Genomic DNA, 23175 nt, shown 5'->3' on the forward strand with positions numbered 1-23175 from the left:
AAACCCGGACTTCACGGATCAATCCGTATTTCTGGTGAGAGATCGAGGATTACTTCGTGATTCAAGATTCATTATTCATTGTTCGAAATTCATGATTGTTTTTCGTGAATAACCATCTCTTATAAGCCCTTGAGGTTAATTTGAATGATTGGAATAAAGCATCGAACCTGTCTACCGAGTTTACCCCTCAACAATCTGCGGGTGATAGATCATCTGAAGCATCTTGAATAGATCAGGGTGTTTTTTCTCTAACAGATGAGGACGCTTATGATAGTACTCTGAGATCACTGCAAAAAATTCAGCATCCGAGGTGGCTCCATAGGGATTAATATCTGATTCATCGGCCTTGATCCGGCCAATCTCACGATGCACCAGTTTAGTCCACGGATTCACCATTTCCTTTGGCAGAAAGAGCTCTGGGATTCCATCTACATCACCATCCGACTTGTCAAGCAAGTGTGCAAACTCATGAAAGCCGACATGATTTTTGTTGGTTTTATTGTCAAAGCCTGAATACAAAGCAGGTTTGGACAGCAGCATCACATGATCCATATTGCCCCCACTACCAACCATACCTAATATATGATGATCTTCACTGATCTGATAGTTCTCATCAAAGTGCCCCGAGTACACAATCACTTCCTGTAACGCCCCATACTGCCACCGGGGCAAATCCCAAAAAGGCACAATAGAACTAGCCGCCACCAAAAGGCGACACTCATCATCCAACTCAAAATCTACAGCCGTGATTTTAATAGTAGAGAAAAAAACAGCAACTCGCTCTTCGAAAACCGCCTGATCTGAACGATCCAAATCTTGATAAAAACTAACTTTGTAAGCTAATACCTCACGCCACTGGGGATTGAAAGCAACGGCTGCACTACGTGCTATACGGTAAGACCGAAAGAGCAAGCCAGCCATCATACCTAATACGACCAAGAACCAAACGATACCCAAAGCATCTTGGTACACGCCAATCCCCATGATGATCCCCACAAAAAAGAGTATCCCTAAAAACAGTCGTGTAGTAAATGAAGTCTGCATAAATCAAATTTTATCCGAAATTGTACAATTCAAAATTAAACTCTACCATACTATGGACTGAAAATTCGATAGGCTTAATGGGACATAAAAATCTCTACATCACCGAATCAAGACCTTAGATGACTAGACACTAGGTTTTAGACATAAGAGCATCACGTTTTTGTCTAAATACTCGTATGTGATTCGGCTCTTTAAGTAAAACCTGAACAACACCCATCAAGCCTCCTCGCTACCAACAGAACCGGTCTCACTCGGGAGCAAATGATAGACTTTGTCAGGAGTGAGTCCTAGCTCATCCTGATGCGATACGTAGAGAATGGCCGTATTACTCTCTTTAGCGATCTTATTGATCAGAGCAGTCATTAGCCCTGTATTGGCATCATCCAAATCAGAGGTCGGTTCATCTAATATCAACAGTGGCGGGTGCTTGACCATCGCCCGAACGATGAGTACGAGTCGCCTCCATCCTATCGGTAAATCTACGAATGGCTTATCTTTCTTTTCTTTGAGACCGATCAAATCCAGCCAAGCCTCTGTGCGTTTGCGCTGCAGCTCTGTAGGTCTATCATAGAGTCCCACAGAATCATAGTACCCTGATATGATCATATACTCGATACTCTGGTTTCGCCAAAACTCATAGGTCATCGTAGAAGTATAGTATCCAATATTTCGTTTGATATCCCAAACAGACTCCCCGCTTCCCTTCTGATAGCCAAACAAACGAATATCCTGACCAAATGCTTTTGGGTTATCGCCCGTGATCATCGTAAGTAACGTCGTCTTACCTGCGCCATTGGGACCTTTGAGTTGCCAAAACTCTCCTCTCTTGATCTCCCAACTGATATGTTTCAAAATACAACGGTCACCATAGGAGACTTTCACATCTTTCATGTAGATAAGCACCTCTTCGTTCAATACCACTGGACTGATCGGCGCAGGGATTTCTTGGTCAAAATTAACTTCTACGCTACCCTCCGTATTAGCGACGAGAGGAATCAGTTGCCCATTCTCATAACACAAACTCTCATCAGCAAAGGTTAGAAAATCACGCCTACGACTGACAACATTGATCATAGATACAGTATCAGACTGCACCTCTATCTGCACCATCAACGCTTCTCTTCCTGCTATGTCAAGACTATCTAGCGGGTTGTCCAGTACGATAGCCTTAGGCTTACTTTTGAGGATATGTGCCAACAAAGCACGCTTTCGCTCACCGCTAGACATAGACTTGAGCGTCTGCCCTCTATCATTGGTTACTTCATATATATCATGCACTTCTTCCTCCCTGATATATTTGGCAAGTGCTATGGCAGAATAAAGTACGGTCTCTTTGCCATTGACATCAGGTAAGATCACTGACTGACTGCTCAGTTTCTTGATCAACTCTTCTTTCCCTGCTCCATTCGGAACTAAGATATTCCAGTGTTTTGTTTTGCTCATCTAATCGCTAAGATAGAATCCCTTCCATTAATTTTTAACTCCTCTTGTAATAAAAGCTAGGTCAACTTCGTCCAATGAACAAAATAGGATTTTAAACGCCAGCAACGAAGAACTGGCTATCCAGCTAAAACGCAAACAACATGCTCAAAAACTACTACATCACCGCGATAAGAAACCTCCAGAAGCACCAGAGCTACTTCATCCTCAACATCAGTGGTCTTGCCATCGGTATCGCCAGTTTCATTTTTATATCCTTGTACATATACAATGAACTAAGCTATGACACCTTCCATAGCAACGCTCAAAACACCTACCGTGTGCATGTCGCTGGACAAGCCATGGGACAAAGCATGGACATGGCTGTCTCCGCCTCTCCTATGTCAAAGGCGCTCGTCAACGACTACCCAGAAGTCGACAAAGTAACTCGGGTCAAAGAAAGTGGTGCCTGGTATATCGGCTATGGAGACAAAAAATTCAACGAAGACGGCGTACTATTTGCGGACTCCAGCTTTTTCGATGTATTTGATTTCAACTTACTAGCGGGAGACCAAAAAACGGCTTTGGTTCATCCCAGGTCCATGATACTAACCGAATCCTATGCGAAAAAGTACTTTGGGGATGAAAACCCCATGGGTAAAAAAATCACCGTAGAACAAGACACTATCTTCTATACCGTCACAGGTGTCCTAGCAGACATTCCTGATCACTCTCATATGCATTTTGACATGCTAGGCTCGATTAGCACCTATAAATTTTGGGACAACAATCAATGGGTATCACATAACTTCTACACATACCTCACACTGAACCCGAATGCAGATCGAGCGCACTTTGAATCCAAAATGCAAACTATGGTCACCAAATACATGGGGCCTCAAATAGAACAGTTCTTAGGAATCACGATGGATGAGTTCGGCGCGTCAGGCAATTCGTTTCGTTATTACCTCATGCCCCTAGAAGACATTCACCTTTACTCTGACTCAGACAGTGAGTTGGAGGCCAACAGTGACATCTCATATATCTACATCTATAGCCTGATCGCTATCATTCTACTATTCATTGCTGTGATTAACTTCGTCAACCTAGCCACAGCACAGTCCTCCTCGCGTGCCAAGGAAGTCGGGGTTCGCAAAGTATCGGGTTCGTCTAGACAAGGGTTAATTTTTCAATTTATTTTCGAGTCCATCATCCTATCCTTACTCTCAACTGCTGTAGCTTATATATTGATCGTGTTCCTCATGCCCTACTTTACAGCCCTCATTGGCAAAGAGCTGTCGATAGACATGACGACTAACTATATCGCATGGCTCATCATGTTCGGATTGGCAGTTGTCATCGGTATACTGGCAGGATTCTATCCAGCATTTGTATTGGCAGCATTCAAACCAGCACAAGTACTCAAAGGCAGCTACCGTTCAGGAGTCAAATCAGGCTGGCTGAGAAACCTGTTGGTGATCGTGCAGTTCACAGCATCCATCGTGATTATCATCGGTACGGTGGTCGTCTACAGCCAAACCAACTATATGATGACTAAAAACCTTGGTTTTGATAAAGAACAAGTAGTCGTCATCAGGCGTCCAGATGTGCTACGAGCCAATCTCGAACTCTTTAAAACGCGTATACTCCAAAACCCAAACGTCAGTGCAGTAGCCAACTCCGTCTCTATACCAGGCAAGGATCGCTACAACAACAATGCATTCATCAAAGAAGAAGAGCCTGAGCTACCCTATATTTTATATCAAAACAATGTGAGTTATGGCTATGGGGAATTGATGGGGCTGAAATTGACACAGGGGCGGTTCTTCTCTAGAGACTATCCCAGCGACTCGAATGCAGTAGTGATCAACGAAGCGACTGTCAAATCACTAGGATATGATGAGCCACTTGGCAAACGTTTTATCAACAAAAACCGGGATGGTAGCATAGACTACTTGACGATAATTGGAGTCGTAGAAGACTACCACATTGAATCACTACATCGACAGATTCCTCCTACTATACTGACACTGATGCCTGGCAACCTCGAAGGTTATGCTATTGTCAAAATCAACACGACAAACAACGTAAATGAGACAATTAGTTACATAGAATCGACTTGGTATGACCACAGTTATGGCAAGCCCTTTCAGTATTTTTTCTTTGATGAGGACTATCAAAAACTATATAAATCTGAATCTACCACAGGCCAAGTCTTTTTGGTATTTGCTGTGCTATCAATATTCATTGCATGTTTGGGGTTAATAGGTCTCATCACCTACACCTTGGCGATTCGCAAAAAAGAGATAGGTATCCGCAAAGTCCTAGGAGCAAGCACCCAATCTCTCGTTCAACTACTATCTACGGAAATCATTAAACTGATTGCGGTTTCCACACTGATCGCTTGGCCTTTGGCCTACTTTGCTACAGACTACTGGCTACAGAATTTTGCGAGTCGTCTCAGCGTCAGTCCTTGGACCTATATACTCGCCACTCTAGTCGTCTTCTTGATCGGTTCGGTTGCCATTAGTTTTCAAACCATCCGTGCTTCATTGAAAAATCCAGTCGAAGCGTTAAGACAAGATTAGAACTACACTGTCATGAGTCTCACAATATTAGAATATCATTAGACTTCAATTAATTAACTCAAACAGACAAATTTTTTGCGACCTTTGAGTTAATTTCCTACGTAGTTAACAGCAAATAAAATATTAGACCAATGAATTCACAAGAAGCACTTAGTAGACTAAAAGACGGTAACACCAGATTCGTATCAGGTAAACCAACGGCCACCACACAAAACCAAGATGCAAGACAGCCCCTGACTCAAGGTCAAAGCCCTTATGCAATCATCCTGTCATGCGCAGACAGCCGTGTTGCACCAGAGCTCGCATTCGATACAGGACTAGGAGAACTCTTCGTCCTCAGAGTAGCTGGTAATGTAGCCAACACTTCGACTATTGCTAGTATAGAATACGCAGTAGCGCATTTGGGGACTAAACTAATCGTATCTATGGGACATGAAAGTTGTGGTGCAGTCGGTGCAGCAGTTGCTGGCGGAGACAATGGCCCCAACTTAAACAAACTCGTGAGTTACATCCAGCCTTCGGTTGACAAACTCGGCAAAGATGCTCCTGTAACGGATATAATCAAAGAAAATGCAAATCACTCGATCGCGACTTTGCTTGAAAAATCAGACATTATCAAAAATGCGGTAAAAAATGATGGCTTGGAATTAGTCTCTGGCTACTACAGCCTATCGACTGGCGAAGTAGAGTTTGGATTCTAAAACTCCTATTTCACAGTAAAACAAAAAGAGGCTTCCCTGAAGGGGAGCCTCTTTTTGTTTTATCAATATTTGCATCTACTGAATGAGTTCAGTAGGTACTTGTCATTCTTAGTTCTGTCCGAATACATATCTCGCCATTACTCCAGCACCAAACGGCTCAATGAATGTATCTTCTACTATCCAAAAAGTGGGTCTAACATCTACACCTACTGCCAATGGAAAATCAAAATGATACTCTAATCCAAACTCAGCACTAACACCAAATAAGAATACACTATCATCATAATCATCATAGTGATAGAAACCACCATTACCACCAGCAAACATAGATGGTCCAGCACCAATGTACCAATTAAATCCATCCTCTCCACCAATAGTCAATGGCTTATAAAAGAAGTCCCAAAGTAAATCTGCACCAAAACCAAAACTATCATTGTAGCCAGGGTGTCTGTCTACTCCAAAAGAAACATTACCATGTAGTCTGCTAAATTCGCCTAAAGAGAATATCGCATCAACTGCAACATTATTCCCTCCAACATCACCTACTCTACCACCTATCTCTTGTGCTCGTAAGCCTGCTCCTGTCGTTATTATTAAAGCTATTGCTACTAATATTTTTTTCATGATTGAATTTTATTAAGTGAATTAATTAGTAGCAAAACTAGTCATCTCACAGGATTAAACTATAAACAATCCAATAGAAATTAGGATTCTAAGGCAATATCTTCAGCCCCATGAGTGAGTTTTTTGAGTTTCCTCAAGAAGACGACCAATAGCAGACCAAACACTACCGAGAAGATTCCAATCCCAGCAAAAACCTCATACTCCCCAAAGTGTGAAGCTGATTCTCCCAGTAGACCTGCAACCTTGTTACCTAGACCTGTCATCGCAAAATAAAGGCCCATCATGATCGACCCATATTTGACAGGAGCCAACTTCGTCACAAAAGAAAGCGATACTGGAGACAAACATAATTCGCCTACTGTATGAAGTAAGTAAGCCCCTACGATCCACCACATACTCGCCAGACTCCCTCCCGACGCTTGGATCGTAGCGCCGACCATGAGTACAAAACCTAACCCCATGATCATGTTGCCAGTAGCCATTTTGAATAGTGCAGAATCTTCCTTGCCTTTGTTACTCATCCATGCCCAAAAACCAGCCACAGGAATACCAAACAAAAGAATAAAGCCTGGATTGAAAAACTGGAACTGCGCAGCTGTCATCTCAAACCACCCAAACACACTTTTGTCCGTCTTTTGATCTGTGTAGAGATTCATCAAACCACCTGCTTGTTCAAATGCACCAAAAAATGCAATCACCATGAGAAAGGATATCAATAACACCACTACTCTATCTCTCTCTACCTTATTGAGCTCATATTTATAAATATTGATCCCAACACCCAAAAACACCGATGCGATAATAATCATCACCCCAAAGAGATAACTCACATCCACAAAAATATAAGCTCCGAGCATTGCGACCAATGCAATCACGATTATAGACAAAGGGTTTTGTTTAAGCCGTGCAAGGTGAACCGATTGATCGGGCAAAGCCTCCTCTATTGATTCTGATTTTTTCAACTCTCCTATACCTTCGAGATATTTTCCACCCAACATAAATTGAATTTGACCAAAAAGCATCCCTATACCAGCCAATCCAAATCCCCAGTGCCAACCATATACCTGACCTACATATCCGACGATCAGCGAAGACAACGCTGAACCTAGATTGATCCCCATATAAAATATCGTAAAGCCTTTGTCACGGCGTGGATCCCCTTGCTTATACAATTGTCCCACCATAGTCGAGATATTGGCCTTGAGTGCGCCGACTCCCAGAACTATCAATGTGATCGCGGCATAGAACACCATCTCACCAGGCAGCGCCATGACACCATGACCGAGCACCAATAGTCCACCACCTATCATGACGGCTTTCTTTTGACCTACAAATTTATCGGCGAGTATTCCTCCTGGAATCCCCATGATGTAGACCATCATTGTATATGTACCATAAAGAGACAGCGCCTCTACTTGGCTCCACCCAAACCCTCCGTTGGCTATATCATCTACCAAGTAGAGCACGAGCAATCCGCGCATTCCGTAGTAACTGAAACGCTCCCACATTTCCGTAAAGAACAATACAGTCAATCCCCTCGGGTGACCAAACAATTTCTTTTCTCTCAAATCTTCCATCTTATCTTTTTGGGTTGTAATCGATCGCCAAAATAGTAAGAATTTACCTGAAATAATAAAAGCTTTTTATAATCGGTCAATCAACGCTTTTGACCTTTCGATATGCTAGGCGTTTCTTCTGTACTGGTGTAAAATTACCGCCAGGCAGTATCTCCTCACTCATGTAATATATCGCAGCATCTTTAACAGGATTTTCTCTATGATTTTCGTTCCATGACTGCATCGCCCAGTCCAAATATTTCGTGCGAGAAACGCCTCTTCCAGTTCGTAGATTCTTATAGAACTTTCTCTGTCTGTGATTAGGATACATAGCCGAACAGACTGCTGGTTTTTTCCAAGTGACCGAATCTCCACCCTGCAAGAAATCAACCCAAGTCCCATCCGAAAGTTGTGCTTCGATCACTAGCCATCCGTCAGATTTCTTAGGACCACCAAACAAATTCCAGCTTTGGTTAAGACGAGATTGGCGAACAAATTGAGACAAATGTGTCTGATACGGAATGACCTTTTTAGACCTCATCCCACTATAGATCATCACAAACAAAAACAGGCTTGCCGCGATCAAACTCCAGCGTCCCCTCCAGTGAGACTGAAATCCAATATTGTACTTACCCCATATTTTACTCGATCTATCTCTTCGAGTAAACCACTCCCAAAATTCAGAAGGAATAACCGCCACCCATAAGATCATCCCTAGCCAAGGAAACATTCCAAGCTCCATAAACCAGAACAAACCAAAATGAAAAAGCACATAAGAGATCACCAATACAGCCCTCATAACACCACGATACTTGGGAATCAAAAGTCCCCACCAGAGGAAGCGTTCAAGAAAAAGGGTGGCATAATTCAACAACCACATCAACCATGAATAATCCAATAAAAATAAAGCACTCTTCTTGGCATAGGTATGAAGATTCATACTATAAAAAATTCCAAGCCCATCGAAATTCCAAGTTCCATTATTCTTGGACATTCCCGCCATCGAGTACATCAAAATCAACTGAAGGAGAAACAAAAAAGTCCATGGAGAACTAAAGCCGAATTGAGATTCTAAGTCAGTCGGTTTTCTGCGAGCATCCATAGACCAAACCTTGGCGATAGGAAGAAAGATAGACAAGCAAAGCACGCAAGCCAAGAGCAAATCTCCAGCATTGTTAACCGCTGGATTTCGCAGCTGCAATGACACTATCAAAACATAAGTAGCAACAGTCGCCCACTTGGTAAAAAAACCCAGTGCAATCATCAAAGAAAAAAGTGCAGTAAGCCCAAACAAAAAGTACTGCCAATCAGCAGTACCATACCATGCATGAATAGACCCATACATTTTCAAAACATCGGCCGACTGCAACACTCCATCGTCTGTATAAAACATCTCTAAATCCTCGAATCTCACCCAAAGATCTAGTAACACAAAAACGCCTAGCAACATCCTAAATACGGCCAAAGACCGTAGATCCATGATCGAAATCCTCTCTAGATATTTACAAAAACGCTTCATTTTTAGCTTATTTCACAACACTTCCCGAAGAGACACAGCATCTAAAACCTATTATACCAATAGATACTTATAACTATCTGAATAATAGATTTTAAAATCATAATTTTTAGATTAGGCTAAATTGAATAATCATGCGAATTCACGCATAAATTTAGCCGTCGAAGCGACAGCATCATCTCCCTCTGCTACAGCCTTTACAAAAGCACTCCCTATGATCCCTCCTTTCGAAAATTTCGTCACTTGATCAAAGGATTCCTTATCCTTGATCCCGAAACCAGTCACCAGAGGATTCTTCAAATTCATCGCTTGGAGTCGTTTAGCAAAGGCTTCAAAATCTTGGCTAAAATTCTTATTCACACCTGTCGTAGCAGCGGACGAAACCATGTAAATAAAGCTATCCGTATGTTCGTCAATCAACCTGATCCTGGCATCTGTAGATGAAGGAGTGATCAGGATAATATTACGCAAACCATAGCGCTCCACGACATCCTTATACTCGCTGATATACTCCTCCACTGGGAGATCAGGAATGATCAACCCATCCGCTCCTACTTCTTGGCATTTCTGACAAAACTGTTCAAAGCCATATTGAATAATCGGATTCAAGGAACTCATCATAATCAACGGCAAAGACACCTTATCTCTCACGCCTGACAACTGATCAAAAAGCAACTGAACCGACATGCCATTATCTAAAGCTACCGTATTACTATGTTGTATCGTTGGCCCATCTGCGATCGGGTCTGAAAACGGCACCCCTACTTCGATCATATCCGCTCCACTACGCTCCAACTCTACCAGTACTTTCACGGTATCATCCAATTTTGGATATCCTGCGGTAAAGTAGATAGATAAGATATTATCCTGTGATTCCAGTACTGTATTTATTCTATTACTCATCTTCTCTAAGCTTATGATCGATTACAAATATTTCAAATAGGTCTCTAAATCTTTGTCCCCTCGACCTGACAAATTCACAACGACATGTTCATCTTCACCAAACTTCGTCTTGTCCAAAACTGCCAAGGCATGTGAGGATTCTACTGCAGGAATAATCCCTTCCAATTTGCACAATTCCAAGCCAGACTGCATAGCATCTTCATCTGTGATTGCTTGATACTCCACACGTCCCGTCTCAAACCAGTGTGCCAGCGCTGGACCAATACCTGGGTAATCCAAGCCCGCAGATATCGAATGTGGCTCTACCACTTGACCATCATCGGTCTGCATAAACAAGGTCTTGCTACCATGCAATATCCCACTCACTCCCTTGAAGGTTGCTGCTGCAGTGAAGCCCGATTCGAGCCCTTTACCAGCTGCCTCTGCGGCGATCAGTCGTACCTTTTCTTCCTCCAGGAAATGGTAGAATGCACCCGTTGCATTGCTCCCTCCGCCGACACATGCAATCACCACATCAGGCAGTTCTGAGCCTGTCTTTTCTTTGAGCTGTTTTCTAATTTCTTCGCTGATCACAGACTGGAACTTAGCAACCATATCTGGGTACGGATGAGGCCCCACGACAGAGCCTATGATGTAGTGTGTATCGAAAGGATTTGCAATCCAATACCGCATCGCTTCGTTGGTCGCATCCTTGAGTGTTTTCGATCCCGAAGACACCGGTACTACCTGCGCACCGAGCATCTTCATTCTACCGACATTCGGAGCTTGGCGTTTCACATCTAACTCCCCCATAAAGACCGTACATTCCAAGCCCATCAAAGCACAAGCCGTAGCAGTCGCTACCCCATGTTGTCCTGCACCCGTCTCGGCGATAATACGCTTCTTCCCTAGCTTTTTCGCCAAGATAATCTGACCCAGTGAGTTGTTAATTTTGTGCGCTCCAGTATGGTTCAAATCCTCCCTTTTGAGATAAACATTGGTTTCATACTTCTCTGACAGGCGAGTCGCCAAATACAAAGGACTCGGTCTACCGACGTAGTCTCTGAGTAAAACATCGAACTCATCCTTAAACTCCTGAGTCCCGATAATATCCAAATATTTCTCTTGCAGCTCAGCTACATTGGCTTGCATCATCTCGGGGATAAACGCCCCGCCAAAACTCCCATAATACCCACGTTCGTCGGGGTTCAGACTAGTTTTCATATCTTCTACTACTTCTTCGTTTCGCTTATAAATTTCTTGAGCACATCCACGTCTTTTAGCCCTGGTTCGATCTCGAAACGGCTATTGACATCAATGGCTATCAACTGTTCTATACCCAAGGCACGGACTCTTTCTACATCCTCTGGGCCAATCCCTCCACTAAGAATCAGTGGCACAGTCATTTGGTATTGTTCTAGCACAGACCAGTCAAACTTGACGCCATTCCCGCCATGGTCTACCCCTTTGGTATCGAACAAAAACGCATCCACATACTCGGTATATTCGTCCAATTTCTTTGGCAAATGATCATAGACTGGAAAAGCCTTCCAGACCTGATATCCAGCCGCTCTGAGCACTGCACAGTCACGGGAGGATTCGTCTCCATGCAACTGTAATACGTCTAAGTGATATTCCTTGGCGATGGTCAGAACCTCTTCTACCTGCTCGTTAACAAACACGCCTACCTTTTCCTTGTCCAAAGCTCGCAGGTCATTCGACGACAAGCTACCATCCAAAAAGAAACGTTTGGACTTAGGGTAGAAAATAAAACCAATGTAATCCACCGATGAATCGATCAATTGATCCAAATTCTCCTTGTGTCGTATACCACATACTTTGATCTGCATCACACAAGCTCTTCTGTCATGAATTTCTTAAGCTCTGCGGCTGGATCATCGTGCTTCATGAACTGCTCACCGATCAAAAAGCCCTTATACCCTACTGCTATGAGTTCGGCCATATCCTTCGTCGTGGAGATGCCACTTTCGGATATTTTGAGTTGCTCCTTGGGTAGAACCTCCGACAGATCGATAGAGTTCTGAATCGTCGTTTTGAATCGTTTCAAATCCCTATTATTCACTCCCAAAATGTCTACTTCTGGAATATACCCCTGACGAAACTCCTCTTCGTTGTGAATCTCTAACAACACCTCTAACCCCAGATCATGTGCCACTTTGGTAAAGTGCGCTATCTCCTCTTTGGTCAGAATAGCAGCAATCAGCAGCATCAAGTCCGCTCCAATCGCCTTGGTTTTATAGATCTGATACTCATCGATGATAAAATCCTTTCGGAGTATCGGGCAAGTAACATGCGGTCTCGCTCGTTGCAAATCCTCTATCGTCCCACCAAAGAAAGGCTCATCGGTAAGGATAGAGACCGCAGAAGCACCTGCTTCACAGTAGCCCTTAGCCACTTTCATCACATCCACACGGTCGTTAATCACCCCTTTGGATGGAGACTGGCGTTTAAACTCCGAGATAATCCCCGGCAATACTGAGCTTTTCAACCGCTGAGCCGTAGAGATACCTGACCTATCAAAATCTGGCATCTTAGTCAATTGATCGATGGAGAACAAAGCCTTTTGCGCTGCAACTTCCTTTCGCTTTTCAGCTACTATTTTATCTAAAACATTCATTTTCCTACTTGGATAAACTTCTTAAAACACTGATACGCTGCACCCGAGTCGATAGACTCTTTGGCTTTCGCTATCCCTTCTTCAAAACTCCCTAATCCTTGCCCCATATAGAGCGCTAGGCCTGCATTGGCAAGCACCACGTCTGTTTGAGCTGCTGTAGCCTCACCTTTGAGCACTTGTTCAAATATCTTGGCTGAATCCGCTACGGTCTCTCCCCCATAAATCGCGGCTGGAGAGATTCGCTTCAATCCAACATCTTCTGGAGAAAAAGTCAGTATTTCGTCTTTGGTGTACACCTTAAAACCACCAGTCAAGGAAATCTCATCATACCCATCCACGGCATGTACGATAGCACAATCACGACCTTCTTCGCGGTGCAGATCTTGGTACAGCTGTGCAACCTCTAGACTGTACACTCCCATCAACTGCTTGGCTGGCATGCTCGGGTTAACCAAAGGGCCTAGCATATTAAAAAATGTCTTGATTCCTAAATCTCTACGCACTGGAGCTACATTTTTCATCGCGGGATGGAAAAGTGGCGCATGCAAGAAGCATATCCCTGCTGTCTCCATACTCCTCTGCAAAACGGACTCCTCCGCAGTAAACTCGTACCCAAAATGGCTCAACAAGTTAGATGAACCACAGTTAGAAGACACACTATTATTGCCATGCTTGGACACCATCTGCCCTGCCCCAGCCACCACAAAAGACGAAGTGGTCGATATATTAAAAGTATCCTTACCGTCACCTCCTGTACCACACATATCCATGGCGTCATAGGCACTCAAATCGATCGCATCACATAGCGCCAACATCGCATCTTTGAAGCCCGACAACTCATGTGCTTGAATCCCTCGCATGCGATAGATCGTCAGAAAGGCTGCCAACTGGCTAGGATTATACTCTCCCTGCGCCAGCTTCATCAGTGTCTCTTGTGCTTCTGCCTTGGGCAAGACATAGCCTCCTGTTAGTTTCTCTAATAATTCTTTCATCTCTAAGACCTCTTATAGTTTCATCCAATTATCCATCATCTGGATACCATGCTCTGTAAGTATCGACTCTGGGTGAAATTGTACGCCACGAAGACTATATTCTTTGTGCGCCAGTGCCATCACCTCATTATTATCATCGACAGCCGTGACCATAATATCCCCTGTCTGATTAGGGTCTACTGCCCAACTGTGGTAACGGCAAATCTTGAACTGCTCAGGCAACCCCTTGAAAAGCGCATCCTCAGCTTTGACATGGACATTGGTCGCAATACCGTGCAGTACGTCAGGCAGATTATAGAGCGCACCACCAAAGCACTCCGCAATCGCTTGGTGTCCTAGGCATACGCCCAAAATATTCTTATCTGGTGCATAGGTACGGATCGTATCCATGAGTATACCGCTGTCTTTGGGCAACCCTGGCCCAGGAGATAGTAGTATCCGGTCATATTTGGCCACCTCAGCCAAGGCTATCTGGTCATTTCTAAATACATCGAGGTTTTCATCTCCTTCGAGTTCACGGATGATATGAACCAGATTATAGGTGAACGAATCGTAATTATCTAATACTAAGGTCTTCATTTCGCTTTTCTTTGGGCTTGATTCAAACTATTGGCTTTCTCTATAGCGGTCTTCAATGCCCCTATTTTGTTGTACACTTCCTGCACCTCGCTATCTGGGTCAGATTTGGCTACCACTCCCGCACCAGCTCTGAAGTGCAACTGATTATCTTGACTCAAAAACGAACGGATCAGAATGGCATGGTTAAAATTACCATAGAAATCCATCAACCCTATCATCCCACCATAATAGCCACGCACGGTTGCATCATATTGATCGATCAGCCCCATGGCTTTGTATTTCGGTGCTCCAGACAAGGTCCCCGCCGGAAACGTATCCGCTGCTAAATCAATGGCTGATTTACCTCCTCTCAGAATAGTAGTCACCTTAGATACAAGATGAATCACGTGAGAGAAAAACTGAATCTCTTTGAACTTCTCTACCGTGACTTGATCCCCAGAGATACTCAAGTCATTGCGGGCTAGATCGACGAGCATCACATGCTCAGCAGTTTCTTTCTCATCTTCGGAGAGTGCCTTAGCTGCTTTGGTATCTTCTTCGTCACTACCTGTACGTCTGTAGGTCCCCGCGATAGGAAAGATAGCTGCTTTGCCCTCATTGACCTCTAGCTGAGCCTCTGGCGAAGAGCCAAAGATGCGAAACTTACCATAATCGAAATAGAACAAATAAGGCGAAGGATTGACACTACGAAGTGCCCGATAGAGGAAGAAATCGTCCCCCTCATAACTTGTCTTAAAACTGCGCGACAACACCATCTGAAAGGTATCCCCCAACTGACTATGCTTGATGGCTTTGAGCACGTTTTCCCTAAATTCACCATCTGTCATATCCGACTCGATCTCTCCATCAGACGAAAAGTCAAACTGAGGAGTTTTAGACGAAAAGATGAGATCTTCCACGTTTTCGATTCCCTGATAACTCTCCACTGGATCACCACTATTTTCAGTGATAAATATCTTGTTACGGAAGTGATCAAAAGCGATGACGTACTTGAAGCAAAAGTACTGCATCAGCGGTATCTCAAAATTCTTTGGCTTGGAAGGGTTAAAAGTGATATCCTCAAAATACTGTACTGCTTCATAACTCGTAAAGCCAAATAAGCCAGATTTGGTATAGTACTGTTTATCATCCTGTGGCTTGAAACACTCCGAAAAAGACACAAACTGCTCTCGAAGATCTACCCCCGCCAAGGCTTCACTCGTCTCTTCTTCCTCTGGAAACCTCTTAAACAACCTATCCTCCTCGACTCTAAATTCCGCAACAGGCTGAAAACCTATATAGGATATACTTCCTTCTTTGGCATGATAGTCAGAACTCTCTAGCAGAAAAGAATTCGGATACTTTTCTCTTACTCTTAGGTAGATACTGACTGGAGTGATTAAATCCCCTAGTATCTCCTTGGTCTTAGAATATATTTTAACTTCTTTCATTGATTTTTAGCAAAAAAAAAGCCCTGACTGTGAACGTCAAGGCTAATGTTATATTTTTATAAAATACACACAGGTCGTGTTCACTTCTGATTAGAAATGCACCACCACCAAGTCATATTTTTGTTTATCATTTTCATTGTTGCAATTATATCCTAGTCCGACGAAAGTGCAAAACTTTCGTCTAAATTTTTATAGATCAAGTTCAATCATCTAGCTCAACATTCATTAAACCTCATCTTAATAGGTCTAGCTTTTCCAAAGTACTCCCTCTCAAAACCTGAGAGACCCAACCCTTTATAAACCACTAGAAATAGCAGCTATGGAAAGTTAAAACATTATTTAAATACGATTATCCCATACTGCCATTCATGGATCATCTAATTTATTTCATCCACAATACACTAGATTTTTAAGAAGTTGTATAAATTCGTAAAGGCATAGGATGTTGATTTCATACACTATCCATACTCTATCCATGCCTTATCTATACTTTTGCAGCAGCATAGTTCGAGATAACCAAACGCTAAACCGAAACCCATGTCCAAAGTCACTGAACATCTCAGCCTGCTCGTTCGTCTATCAAAAGTAGACAATTTCATAGCAGAGCCCGAAGCGAAGATGATACACTACATCGGTTCTCTACACGGAATGGAGAGCAACGAAATCGAGCTAATCATAGACAACCCACTCCCTATTGCCGATCTACATGACCTACAACCTGAGACTAAGTTTGAATACCTCTTTAATGTCGTGCAATTGATGAAGGTAGACGGCAAAGTCTTCCAATCCGAAATAGACTTCTGCGAGAAAATCGCTATGAAACTGGGTTACAAACCAAGTGTAATCGCTGATCTATCAGCCTACATCTACAGTGACCCCAACATCAGTACCAACAGAGATTTCTTAAGAAGCATCGCCGACGAACACCTAGTCCCTATGAGGGGCAACTAAAACATTATGGGCTGAAAGCACCATCGGTTTATAGGAGAATGAAATTCTCTACATTCCGAATCAAGACCTTAGATCGCTAGAAACTAGATTGTAGACAAAAAAGTATCAAATCTCTATCTAAATACTAGTTTTCCTATTGAGGTTGGTAGAAACTAAAGCGAGATGCACTAAAGTCCATAGTTTTCAACTCCAACTCTGACCAATAAAACTAGTTTGTATAGAAAACCAAAAGGCTATCTCCTTTTGGTTTTCACTTTAGAAGTACTTCTTCCTTTTCTTCTTAGCATCACATCATAACCATACATATATGACACGGACAGTACCAGCATATTGGTATGGTACTCTGTATCCTCTTCGTAGATAAAAGCATCCGACAGTACGTTTCCCTCATTGAAAGCCAAGAATGAGTGACCAAAGCTATATTTGAGATCTACGATAGCTCTACTGGTAGGAGAAAATTCAAAAATAGCTCCAAAACCAAAATCCAGTGCATACTGTAGTCTATTGGGTTTAGACACGATAAACTTCCCTGGAATATCTGTATTGGCTAATTCTTCTTCAGTGAGGTCCATAAACTTCACATTATAATTAGCTTCCTCATCCCCAAACCCATATATCTCATCGGTACGCAACGTACCTGTACCTCCTAACCAATAACTCAGTCGTGGCCCGAGCTGTGCCAGCAACTTAATTTTACTATCCTTAAAAAACACGAGTCGTGCCATCAGTGGAGCCGATATGTAATGATTAATTGTTCTGCTATCTACAAACTGTCCACCATATCCCCCTTCGCTTAAAGGTGTTTCATAGGCTTCTGTACTACGGCTTCTGTTATTGACCCGCATGTACACTAGCTCCGTATGCACTTCAAAATTACTTTTGGTAGAGTAATCAAACGCTATCCCAGCATGCCAATTTACTTTGGACGAAGTATTAAAACTATCTAACCTCGCCTCATTATGATACCTAGGCGTCATCAACTGCCCTCCCACTTTAGGTCCTACCCAAAACTGCGCTTTGGCAGACACAGCACACAACATCACCCAAACCACTAACACCAGTTTCTCTTTCATTCTTATCAGATCAATCTAATTCAAAGTAAAGTACAAAAAAATATATAATATCTCATATTTCATCTATGAGTCATTACTTTTGTAATATTAATAATAATTTCAAGACTTTCGATTTATTGTATCAAGGAACAACTTCTGTTCTTTCGCAATTTTAATATAGTTTTGGCATAAGTATATAAGAGCCTAACATATCCCGTTATGTTATGAAATTATTGATAGGTGGATTTGTATGAAAAAAATAACATTATCATTTTTACTACTCTCCTTTTTAGTAGTTGGTAAAATCAGTGCCCAAGATCAACGCGTTTACAGCCAGTTTTTCATGAACCCATATGTACTAAACTCAGGCTATGTCGGATCGACAGGCTACAGTACATTATTTGGTTCTTACCGCCAGCAATGGATAGGACTCGATGGAGCCCCCGCTTATGCTCACGTAAGTTTTCACACGCCTCTACAAAACAACCTATCTATCGGAGGGATGGCCTACAACGATCAAGTTGGCGCCATTACTACCTCTGGTGCAAAAGTAACGGGAGGTTATTTATTACAACTAGAGAGAAAACAATTTATTCGATTTGGACTCTCTCTGGGGGGAGGCTACACGGGCTATGACGTAGAAGCTGGCAATGACCCTACCCTAGCCAAGTATGCAGGTACAGGTACTTCATATGTCACGGCAGATTTAGGAGTTGTTTACTATTACAACGACTTGAATATCGGACTGTCCGTTCCCAACTTAATCGGAAGAGACATGGTCAGCCCTGATGGCTTCAGCGAAATACAACTCAAGCCTTATGAAAATCTATTGATACAAGCGAGCTATCGTTATTTGCTCAACAAGAATCTAGCGATCGAACCACATGTCCTCTATAGGTTCTCTACAGTGAACATGCCACAATTTGAAGTAGCAGCCATTGCTCATATCGGTCACGTAGTCTGGGCAGGGTTAAATTACCGACAAGAATATGGAATTGCAGCACTGGCTGGTTTCAAAATCCAAGAACAATGGGCTATAGGTTTCTCCTATGAATACGGCAACACAGAACTGGCAGGCTACTCTTCAGGAACTGCCGAGGTAAGTATTGGGTACAACCTAGGAGACAAAAAGAAGTCGCAAAAGCAAGCACAATCTTTCATACAGAATTTCAGAAGAACCAAAGCACAAGAAGACCGTGCTGCACAGCGACGACAGCAACTCGCTCAGCAACGAGCACAACAACAGCGTGAAGAAGAGGCTGTAGCCGTTACAACCCCTGCTCCTACGCCAGCCACAGAAGAACCTGTAGAAACGCCTGTACAGACCGAAGCAGAAGAGGCAACTCCTGCGGCAGAAATCGCTATAGTTAGTGAGACCATTGATCATTCTATCCCCTTAAAACATCGCACCAACACCGCGGGAGAATGGGAAATCGGAGCGACTTACACACAGGTTCGTGTAGACAGCTCAAAAATCTCAACCGTAAAATGGACAGACGCATTGACCGCTACACCAGCTACATCTGCCGAACTCCCTCCTAGTACAGTGAGAAAAGGCGGCCACTTCTTAGAATTACCAGCAGGTCACCACGTCGTAGCAGGTGAGTTCGATGACTTCCAGGCCGCAGAAGACTACAGTGATGAAATATTCGAAATGGGCTATCATGGCGCAATCGTAGGGTATGTCTCTAAGATGAAGCAATATGTAGTCGTGGTACACAAAGGAGCCACTATGAGACAAGCCGAAGAAGAGCAGAAAGTATGGAGTTCTAGACACAACCTAGATCACGTATATATCTTAAATGTATTGAACTAATCAGCTATGTTGAAGCAAACGATAATGAAACTCAAGCACCTTGTTATAATCGCCATCAGCCTGATCAGTTCTTCCGCTGTGGCTCAAGTTCCCTATATCAACAAAATCAGTCCTAACTCAGCAGCAGTAGGAGAAACTATCAATATCATTGGTAGTGATTTCCCTACTAGTAATGTGACCGTATTCTTTGGAGGCGTAGCAGCGACTACCGTAGACGCCAGTGCATCCCTACTCATCGCAACAGTGCCTTATGGTGCTACTTTTGAGCAAATCTCAGTAGTCAATACGCTCACTGGAGATATCGCCTACTCTAATCAAAAGTTCTTCAATACTTTTGAAGCAGCTGACTTAGGGACCGATGAAATCAATGACCATCTCAGTAGTCAAGTCACTAACAACACCAATGAATTCCAAACCCAAGACTTATGCACCTGTGACTTGGACAAAGATGGTGATTTGGACATTATCCTTTCGAATGTCGGTAGCAATAACATTACGGTATTCACCAATACGAGTACAGCACCAGGTAGTAGTAATGCATCCTTCGTAAAATCGTCCATCAGTAATACGCAAAAAGTCACCAATGTAATCTGTGGTGATCTCGATGGAGATGGCTATGCGGATCTAGTTGCTAACGAGTTAGGAGGATCAGGACTATTATATATCTATAGAAATACAACTGCAGCAGATGGCAGTGTGGACGCACCTGTTTTTGCCGCAAAGCAGACCGTACAAATCCCAAACCTCTCTAATGGAGACATTAGAAAACCAGGTAAAATAGCCATTGCAGATTTAGATTTAGATGGTCATCCAGAATTGGTCGCGTTGGCAGAAGATGACAACAGCGTATTCATCTATCAAAACAGCAGTACGCCAGGAACGATCACTCTTAATGCTACCCCAGTCATCTTGACAGCTTCGGAAAATTCAGGGACTGCTGGATTAGGAGGACTAGAAATAGCAGACATGAACAACGATGGTTTCCCCGAAATTATCACTTCCAATTTTACAGACAGGGGATTATATGTATTCGAAAACCATAGCAACCCAGGCAACTTTAGTTTTAACAGTCCTCAGTTCGTTGATTCAGGTGCTAGTATACGAACGATCAAAGTAGGTGACCTAGATCAAAATGGCTTTGCAGATATCGTCTTGAGTAACTCGGATGTCAGTATTCACCTCGTCGAAATTATTGCTAACACTTCTACGACTGTGGGATCCACGCCTACTTTTGCCAACTCTTTTGAAATCCAAGACATCCAACGAAGCTGGGGTTTAGATCTAGGAGACATAGACGGAGATGGTGATCTGGATATCGTCTTTGCATCCGTAGGTACTAACAACTTTTACGTGCTAACCAATGACAACCCTACCAGTATCGCTGCAGCCAGCTATAGCGTGAGCAATGTACCGCTCACCAACAATAGTAGAAATATAAAAATTGCAGACCTAGACAATGATGGTAGACCCGATTTCGTCTTTACTAACAATTCTACAGCAGCTGCTCAAGGTGCCATGGGTATCAAGTATAACGAAGTTTGTTTTGATCCTGAAATCACCGTAGATGGGAGCACTAAACTCTGTACAGGTGAAACCGTAGACCTGATCGCTCCAGAAACAGGTTTATCCTATATCTGGAAGAAAAACGGTACAATCATCGCTGCGACTAGCAGCACCCTTACTGTAACGGAATCAGATGCAGGCAACTACACAGTTGCCATAGCAGATGCCTGCTCTAATGATTCACCAGCTATCACAGTCCAGTCACTAAGTGCCAGCTATACGACCCCATCTTTCACCTTTAACACCAACACACCATGTGTAGGAGAAGACTTGAGTGTCAACATCATCTCAGATCCTAGCACATCTAACTTTAAACTCACTGGACCAAATAATTTTGAAGTAGAAGGTACTGACGTCACTGCGATCACTGTATCTTCAGTTGACATCAACAGTTCGGGTTCATACGTACTCACTACCACTTCTAGCAGTAGTGGTTGCGAGATTAATTCTGCACCTGTCACTTTAGAAGTTGTCGTACTCCCTACTGTCACCGTTAACAACGAAGAAGCGGACCAAATCTGCGATGGATCTAGTCTCACCCTTACCACAAGTACTTTTTCGGGGTACACCTACGACTGGAAATTAAATGGATCGAGCTTTACCCCCGCGCAAACGGATCCAGCTGGACTCACTATTACTGACGAAGGAGACTACAGTGTCACGATCTTGAAATCTGGATGTGCTGAAACGAGCGAAGAGCGAACCATCACCAAAAACACTCCACCTGTGGCTTCTTTCACTCCTTCAGCTACAACACTTTGCGAAGGAGCTGACATCAGCTATACAGCGACTTCTACTGGTGATACAGGATTGACTCTGGTCAATACTTGGGATTTCGGAGACGGCAGTACTGCTACTGGTAATACCGTTAGTCATGCACATGCATCGGCAGGTACTTACACCGTCAGCCTCACAACCAGCTATGCTGGTGTAACCAACTGTACCTATACACCAACTACCCAAGAGATTACAATCACAGCGACCCCTAGCGGTTCAGCATTAAATTTGATTCGGTCAGACAACTCAGACCCCGTCAACTATGAAAAATGTAAAGAGTCTAACCTGCTTCTCAGAGTACAAGACCCTTATACGAGTTACAATTGGAAAACAATAAGCGGGACAGACACTACCACTGTATCACAAACCTCTACTGCACAGATCAGTGGTGAGTCACGAACCACAGTTCTACTCAGAGATGACCTTCAATGCTCTTTCTATGCTAGTGAAGTACAAGTGAGTAACTACATCAATGGTGGTATTTCAATTTTACCAACAGGTAGCAACCAAATCGTGAGCGACCCGACTTTAGGACAGATTATTAATCTAGAAGAAGATCAATACACAATCAACCTGAGTACTGACGCGACCTCTCCCATGTGGACGCCTGAAGACATAATAGACAACCCTACCGCCATCGATGTATTGGTGACACCAAGCAGTGCCCGTGAGCAAGTTTTTTTATCAGGTATCGATCTACAAGACTGCCAAGCTACAGACAGTGTATTACTCATCACCCCAGGAGTGAGAGCAGACAAGAGCTTCACACCCAATGGTGACGGCATCAATGACTGCTGGCAAATATCTAACGTCAGCGGAACAGACTGTGAGATCACTATATTTGATGCTAAAGGCCGAAAAGTAAAGGACATTAGCTTCTCTCCCGACAACAGTTTCGATGATTGTGTATGGGATGGCAGAGCCAATGGACAGGAAATGCCTAACGGAACTTACTATTTTAGAATGTCCTGTTCAGACAGTGAAAATGAGAGTGGAGGAGCGATTTTTATGGCTCGATAAGTTAATTACGCAAATCACCTAGTTGGT

The 23175-nt window shown here is 43.1% G+C and carries 18 protein-coding genes; 5 read left to right on the plus strand and 13 right to left on the minus strand.

The window, feature by feature from the left end; all coding sequences use genetic code 11:
• Positions 1 to 180 precede the first annotated feature (180 nt).
• Together BGP76_RS08355 and BGP76_RS08360 are read right to left on the minus strand one after the other, a co-directional pair.
• The gene (locus BGP76_RS08355) at positions 181 to 1044 is read right to left on the minus strand and encodes a zinc-dependent peptidase (RefSeq protein WP_119844275.1); all 864 of its coding nucleotides are present in this window, start codon (positions 1042 to 1044) and stop codon (positions 181 to 183) included.
• A gap of 216 nt (positions 1045 to 1260) precedes the next feature.
• Positions 1261 to 2487 (minus strand): ATP-binding cassette domain-containing protein, encoded by a 1227-nt coding sequence (locus BGP76_RS08360; protein ID WP_119844276.1) that lies wholly within the window; start codon positions 2485 to 2487, stop codon positions 1261 to 1263.
• A 140-nt stretch (positions 2488 to 2627) separates the two neighbouring features.
• Between BGP76_RS08360 and BGP76_RS08365 the strand changes: the two genes are divergently transcribed.
• Complete coding sequence (locus tag BGP76_RS08365; protein WP_119844277.1) at positions 2628 to 5051, plus strand: ABC transporter permease; 2424 nt, start codon at positions 2628 to 2630, stop codon at positions 5049 to 5051.
• 131 nt (positions 5052 to 5182) lie between these two features.
• Entirely contained in the window at positions 5183 to 5752 is a 570-nt protein-coding gene (locus tag BGP76_RS08370; RefSeq protein ID WP_119844278.1) for a carbonic anhydrase, read from the plus strand.
• 108 nt (positions 5753 to 5860) lie between these two features.
• Here the strand turns inward: BGP76_RS08370 and BGP76_RS08375 are convergent, their stop codons facing one another.
• The 10 genes from BGP76_RS08375 to BGP76_RS08420 all read right to left on the minus strand — a co-directional run bounded on the left by BGP76_RS08375 (position 5861) and on the right by BGP76_RS08420 (position 15969).
• Positions 5861 to 6376, minus strand: a complete 516-nt coding sequence (locus BGP76_RS08375; RefSeq protein ID WP_119844279.1) for an outer membrane insertion C- signal — start codon at positions 6374 to 6376, stop codon at positions 5861 to 5863.
• A gap of 80 nt (positions 6377 to 6456) precedes the next feature.
• Positions 6457 to 7953: a peptide MFS transporter gene (locus BGP76_RS08380; protein ID WP_119844280.1), complete on the minus strand. Its 1497-nt coding sequence runs from the start codon at positions 7951 to 7953 to the stop codon at positions 6457 to 6459.
• A 76-nt stretch (positions 7954 to 8029) separates the two neighbouring features.
• Entirely contained in the window at positions 8030 to 9451 is a 1422-nt protein-coding gene (locus BGP76_RS08385) for an HTTM domain-containing protein (protein ID WP_119844281.1), read from the minus strand.
• 129 nt (positions 9452 to 9580) lie between these two features.
• Positions 9581 to 10351, minus strand: coding sequence for a tryptophan synthase subunit alpha (trpA, locus tag BGP76_RS08390; protein WP_119844282.1), 771 nt, complete (start codon positions 10349 to 10351; stop codon positions 9581 to 9583).
• 21 nt (positions 10352 to 10372) lie between these two features.
• Positions 10373 to 11554, minus strand: a complete 1182-nt coding sequence (gene trpB / locus BGP76_RS08395) for a tryptophan synthase subunit beta (RefSeq protein WP_119844283.1) — start codon at positions 11552 to 11554, stop codon at positions 10373 to 10375.
• 8 nt (positions 11555 to 11562) lie between these two features.
• Positions 11563 to 12180: a phosphoribosylanthranilate isomerase gene (locus tag BGP76_RS08400; RefSeq protein WP_073124992.1), complete on the minus strand. Its 618-nt coding sequence runs from the start codon at positions 12178 to 12180 to the stop codon at positions 11563 to 11565.
• A complete protein-coding gene (gene trpC, locus BGP76_RS08405; protein ID WP_119844284.1) occupies positions 12180 to 12968 on the minus strand; it encodes an indole-3-glycerol phosphate synthase TrpC in 789 nt (262 codons plus the stop codon). The genes BGP76_RS08400 and trpC overlap by 1 nt, the downstream gene beginning before the upstream one ends.
• Positions 12965 to 13960 carry an anthranilate phosphoribosyltransferase gene (gene trpD, locus BGP76_RS08410; protein WP_119844285.1) on the minus strand — a complete coding sequence of 332 codons (996 nt, stop codon included), beginning with the start codon at positions 13958 to 13960 and terminating at the stop codon, positions 12965 to 12967. Before trpD ends, trpC begins: the two co-directional genes overlap by 4 nt.
• A 12-nt stretch (positions 13961 to 13972) precedes the next feature.
• Complete coding sequence (locus BGP76_RS08415) at positions 13973 to 14539, minus strand: aminodeoxychorismate/anthranilate synthase component II (protein ID WP_119844286.1); 567 nt, start codon at positions 14537 to 14539, stop codon at positions 13973 to 13975.
• The gene (locus tag BGP76_RS08420) at positions 14536 to 15969 is read right to left on the minus strand and encodes an anthranilate synthase component I family protein (RefSeq protein WP_119844287.1); all 1434 of its coding nucleotides are present in this window, start codon (positions 15967 to 15969) and stop codon (positions 14536 to 14538) included. The genes BGP76_RS08415 and BGP76_RS08420 overlap by 4 nt, the downstream gene beginning before the upstream one ends.
• 537 nt (positions 15970 to 16506) lie before the next feature.
• Between BGP76_RS08420 and BGP76_RS08425 the strand changes: the two genes are divergently transcribed.
• Complete coding sequence (locus BGP76_RS08425; RefSeq protein WP_119844288.1) at positions 16507 to 16920, plus strand: TerB family tellurite resistance protein; 414 nt, start codon at positions 16507 to 16509, stop codon at positions 16918 to 16920.
• A 233-nt stretch (positions 16921 to 17153) separates the two neighbouring features.
• Here BGP76_RS08425 and BGP76_RS08430 read toward each other — a convergent pair whose 3' ends face one another.
• Entirely contained in the window at positions 17154 to 17993 is an 840-nt protein-coding gene (locus tag BGP76_RS08430; RefSeq protein WP_073125004.1) for an outer membrane beta-barrel protein, read from the minus strand.
• Positions 17994 to 18222: 229 nt separating this feature from the next.
• On the opposite strand from BGP76_RS08430, the gene BGP76_RS08435 reads away from it, so the two are divergent.
• Entirely contained in the window at positions 18223 to 19788 is a 1566-nt protein-coding gene (locus BGP76_RS08435) for a type IX secretion system membrane protein PorP/SprF (protein WP_073125006.1), read from the plus strand.
• A gap of 24 nt (positions 19789 to 19812) precedes the next feature.
• A complete protein-coding gene (locus BGP76_RS08440; RefSeq protein ID WP_158584150.1) occupies positions 19813 to 23148 on the plus strand; it encodes an FG-GAP-like repeat-containing protein in 3336 nt (1111 codons plus the stop codon).
• The last annotated feature ends 27 nt before the right edge of the window (positions 23149 to 23175 follow it).

It is taken from the genome of Reichenbachiella sp. MSK19-1, from assembly GCF_003590315.1.
Classification (GTDB): Bacteria; Bacteroidota; Bacteroidia; order Cytophagales; family Cyclobacteriaceae; genus Reichenbachiella; species Reichenbachiella agariperforans.

Coding starts and splice junctions, on each gene's coding strand:
- BGP76_RS08355 (WP_119844275.1), bottom strand. CDS start 1,044: ATGCAGACTTCATTTACTACACGACTGTTTTTAGGGATACTCTTTTTT.
- BGP76_RS08360 (WP_119844276.1), bottom strand. CDS start 2,487: ATGAGCAAAACAAAACACTGGAATATCTTAGTTCCGAATGGAGCAGGG.
- BGP76_RS08365 (WP_119844277.1), top strand. CDS start 2,628: ATGCTCAAAAACTACTACATCACCGCGATAAGAAACCTCCAGAAGCAC.
- BGP76_RS08370 (WP_119844278.1), top strand. CDS start 5,183: ATGAATTCACAAGAAGCACTTAGTAGACTAAAAGACGGTAACACCAGA.
- BGP76_RS08375 (WP_119844279.1), bottom strand. CDS start 6,376: ATGAAAAAAATATTAGTAGCAATAGCTTTAATAATAACGACAGGAGCA.
- BGP76_RS08380 (WP_119844280.1), bottom strand. CDS start 7,953: ATGGAAGATTTGAGAGAAAAGAAATTGTTTGGTCACCCGAGGGGATTG.
- BGP76_RS08385 (WP_119844281.1), bottom strand. CDS start 9,451: ATGAAGCGTTTTTGTAAATATCTAGAGAGGATTTCGATCATGGATCTA.
- trpA (WP_119844282.1), bottom strand. CDS start 10,351: ATGAGTAATAGAATAAATACAGTACTGGAATCACAGGATAATATCTTA.
- trpB (WP_119844283.1), bottom strand. CDS start 11,554: ATGAAAACTAGTCTGAACCCCGACGAACGTGGGTATTATGGGAGTTTT.
- BGP76_RS08400 (WP_073124992.1), bottom strand. CDS start 12,180: ATGCAGATCAAAGTATGTGGTATACGACACAAGGAGAATTTGGATCAA.
- trpC (WP_119844284.1), bottom strand. CDS start 12,968: ATGAATGTTTTAGATAAAATAGTAGCTGAAAAGCGAAAGGAAGTTGCA.
- trpD (WP_119844285.1), bottom strand. CDS start 13,960: ATGAAAGAATTATTAGAGAAACTAACAGGAGGCTATGTCTTGCCCAAG.
- BGP76_RS08415 (WP_119844286.1), bottom strand. CDS start 14,539: ATGAAGACCTTAGTATTAGATAATTACGATTCGTTCACCTATAATCTG.
- BGP76_RS08420 (WP_119844287.1), bottom strand. CDS start 15,969: ATGAAAGAAGTTAAAATATATTCTAAGACCAAGGAGATACTAGGGGAT.
- BGP76_RS08425 (WP_119844288.1), top strand. CDS start 16,507: ATGTCCAAAGTCACTGAACATCTCAGCCTGCTCGTTCGTCTATCAAAA.
- BGP76_RS08430 (WP_073125004.1), bottom strand. CDS start 17,993: ATGAAAGAGAAACTGGTGTTAGTGGTTTGGGTGATGTTGTGTGCTGTG.
- BGP76_RS08435 (WP_073125006.1), top strand. CDS start 18,223: ATGAAAAAAATAACATTATCATTTTTACTACTCTCCTTTTTAGTAGTT.
- BGP76_RS08440 (WP_158584150.1), top strand. CDS start 19,813: ATGAAACTCAAGCACCTTGTTATAATCGCCATCAGCCTGATCAGTTCT.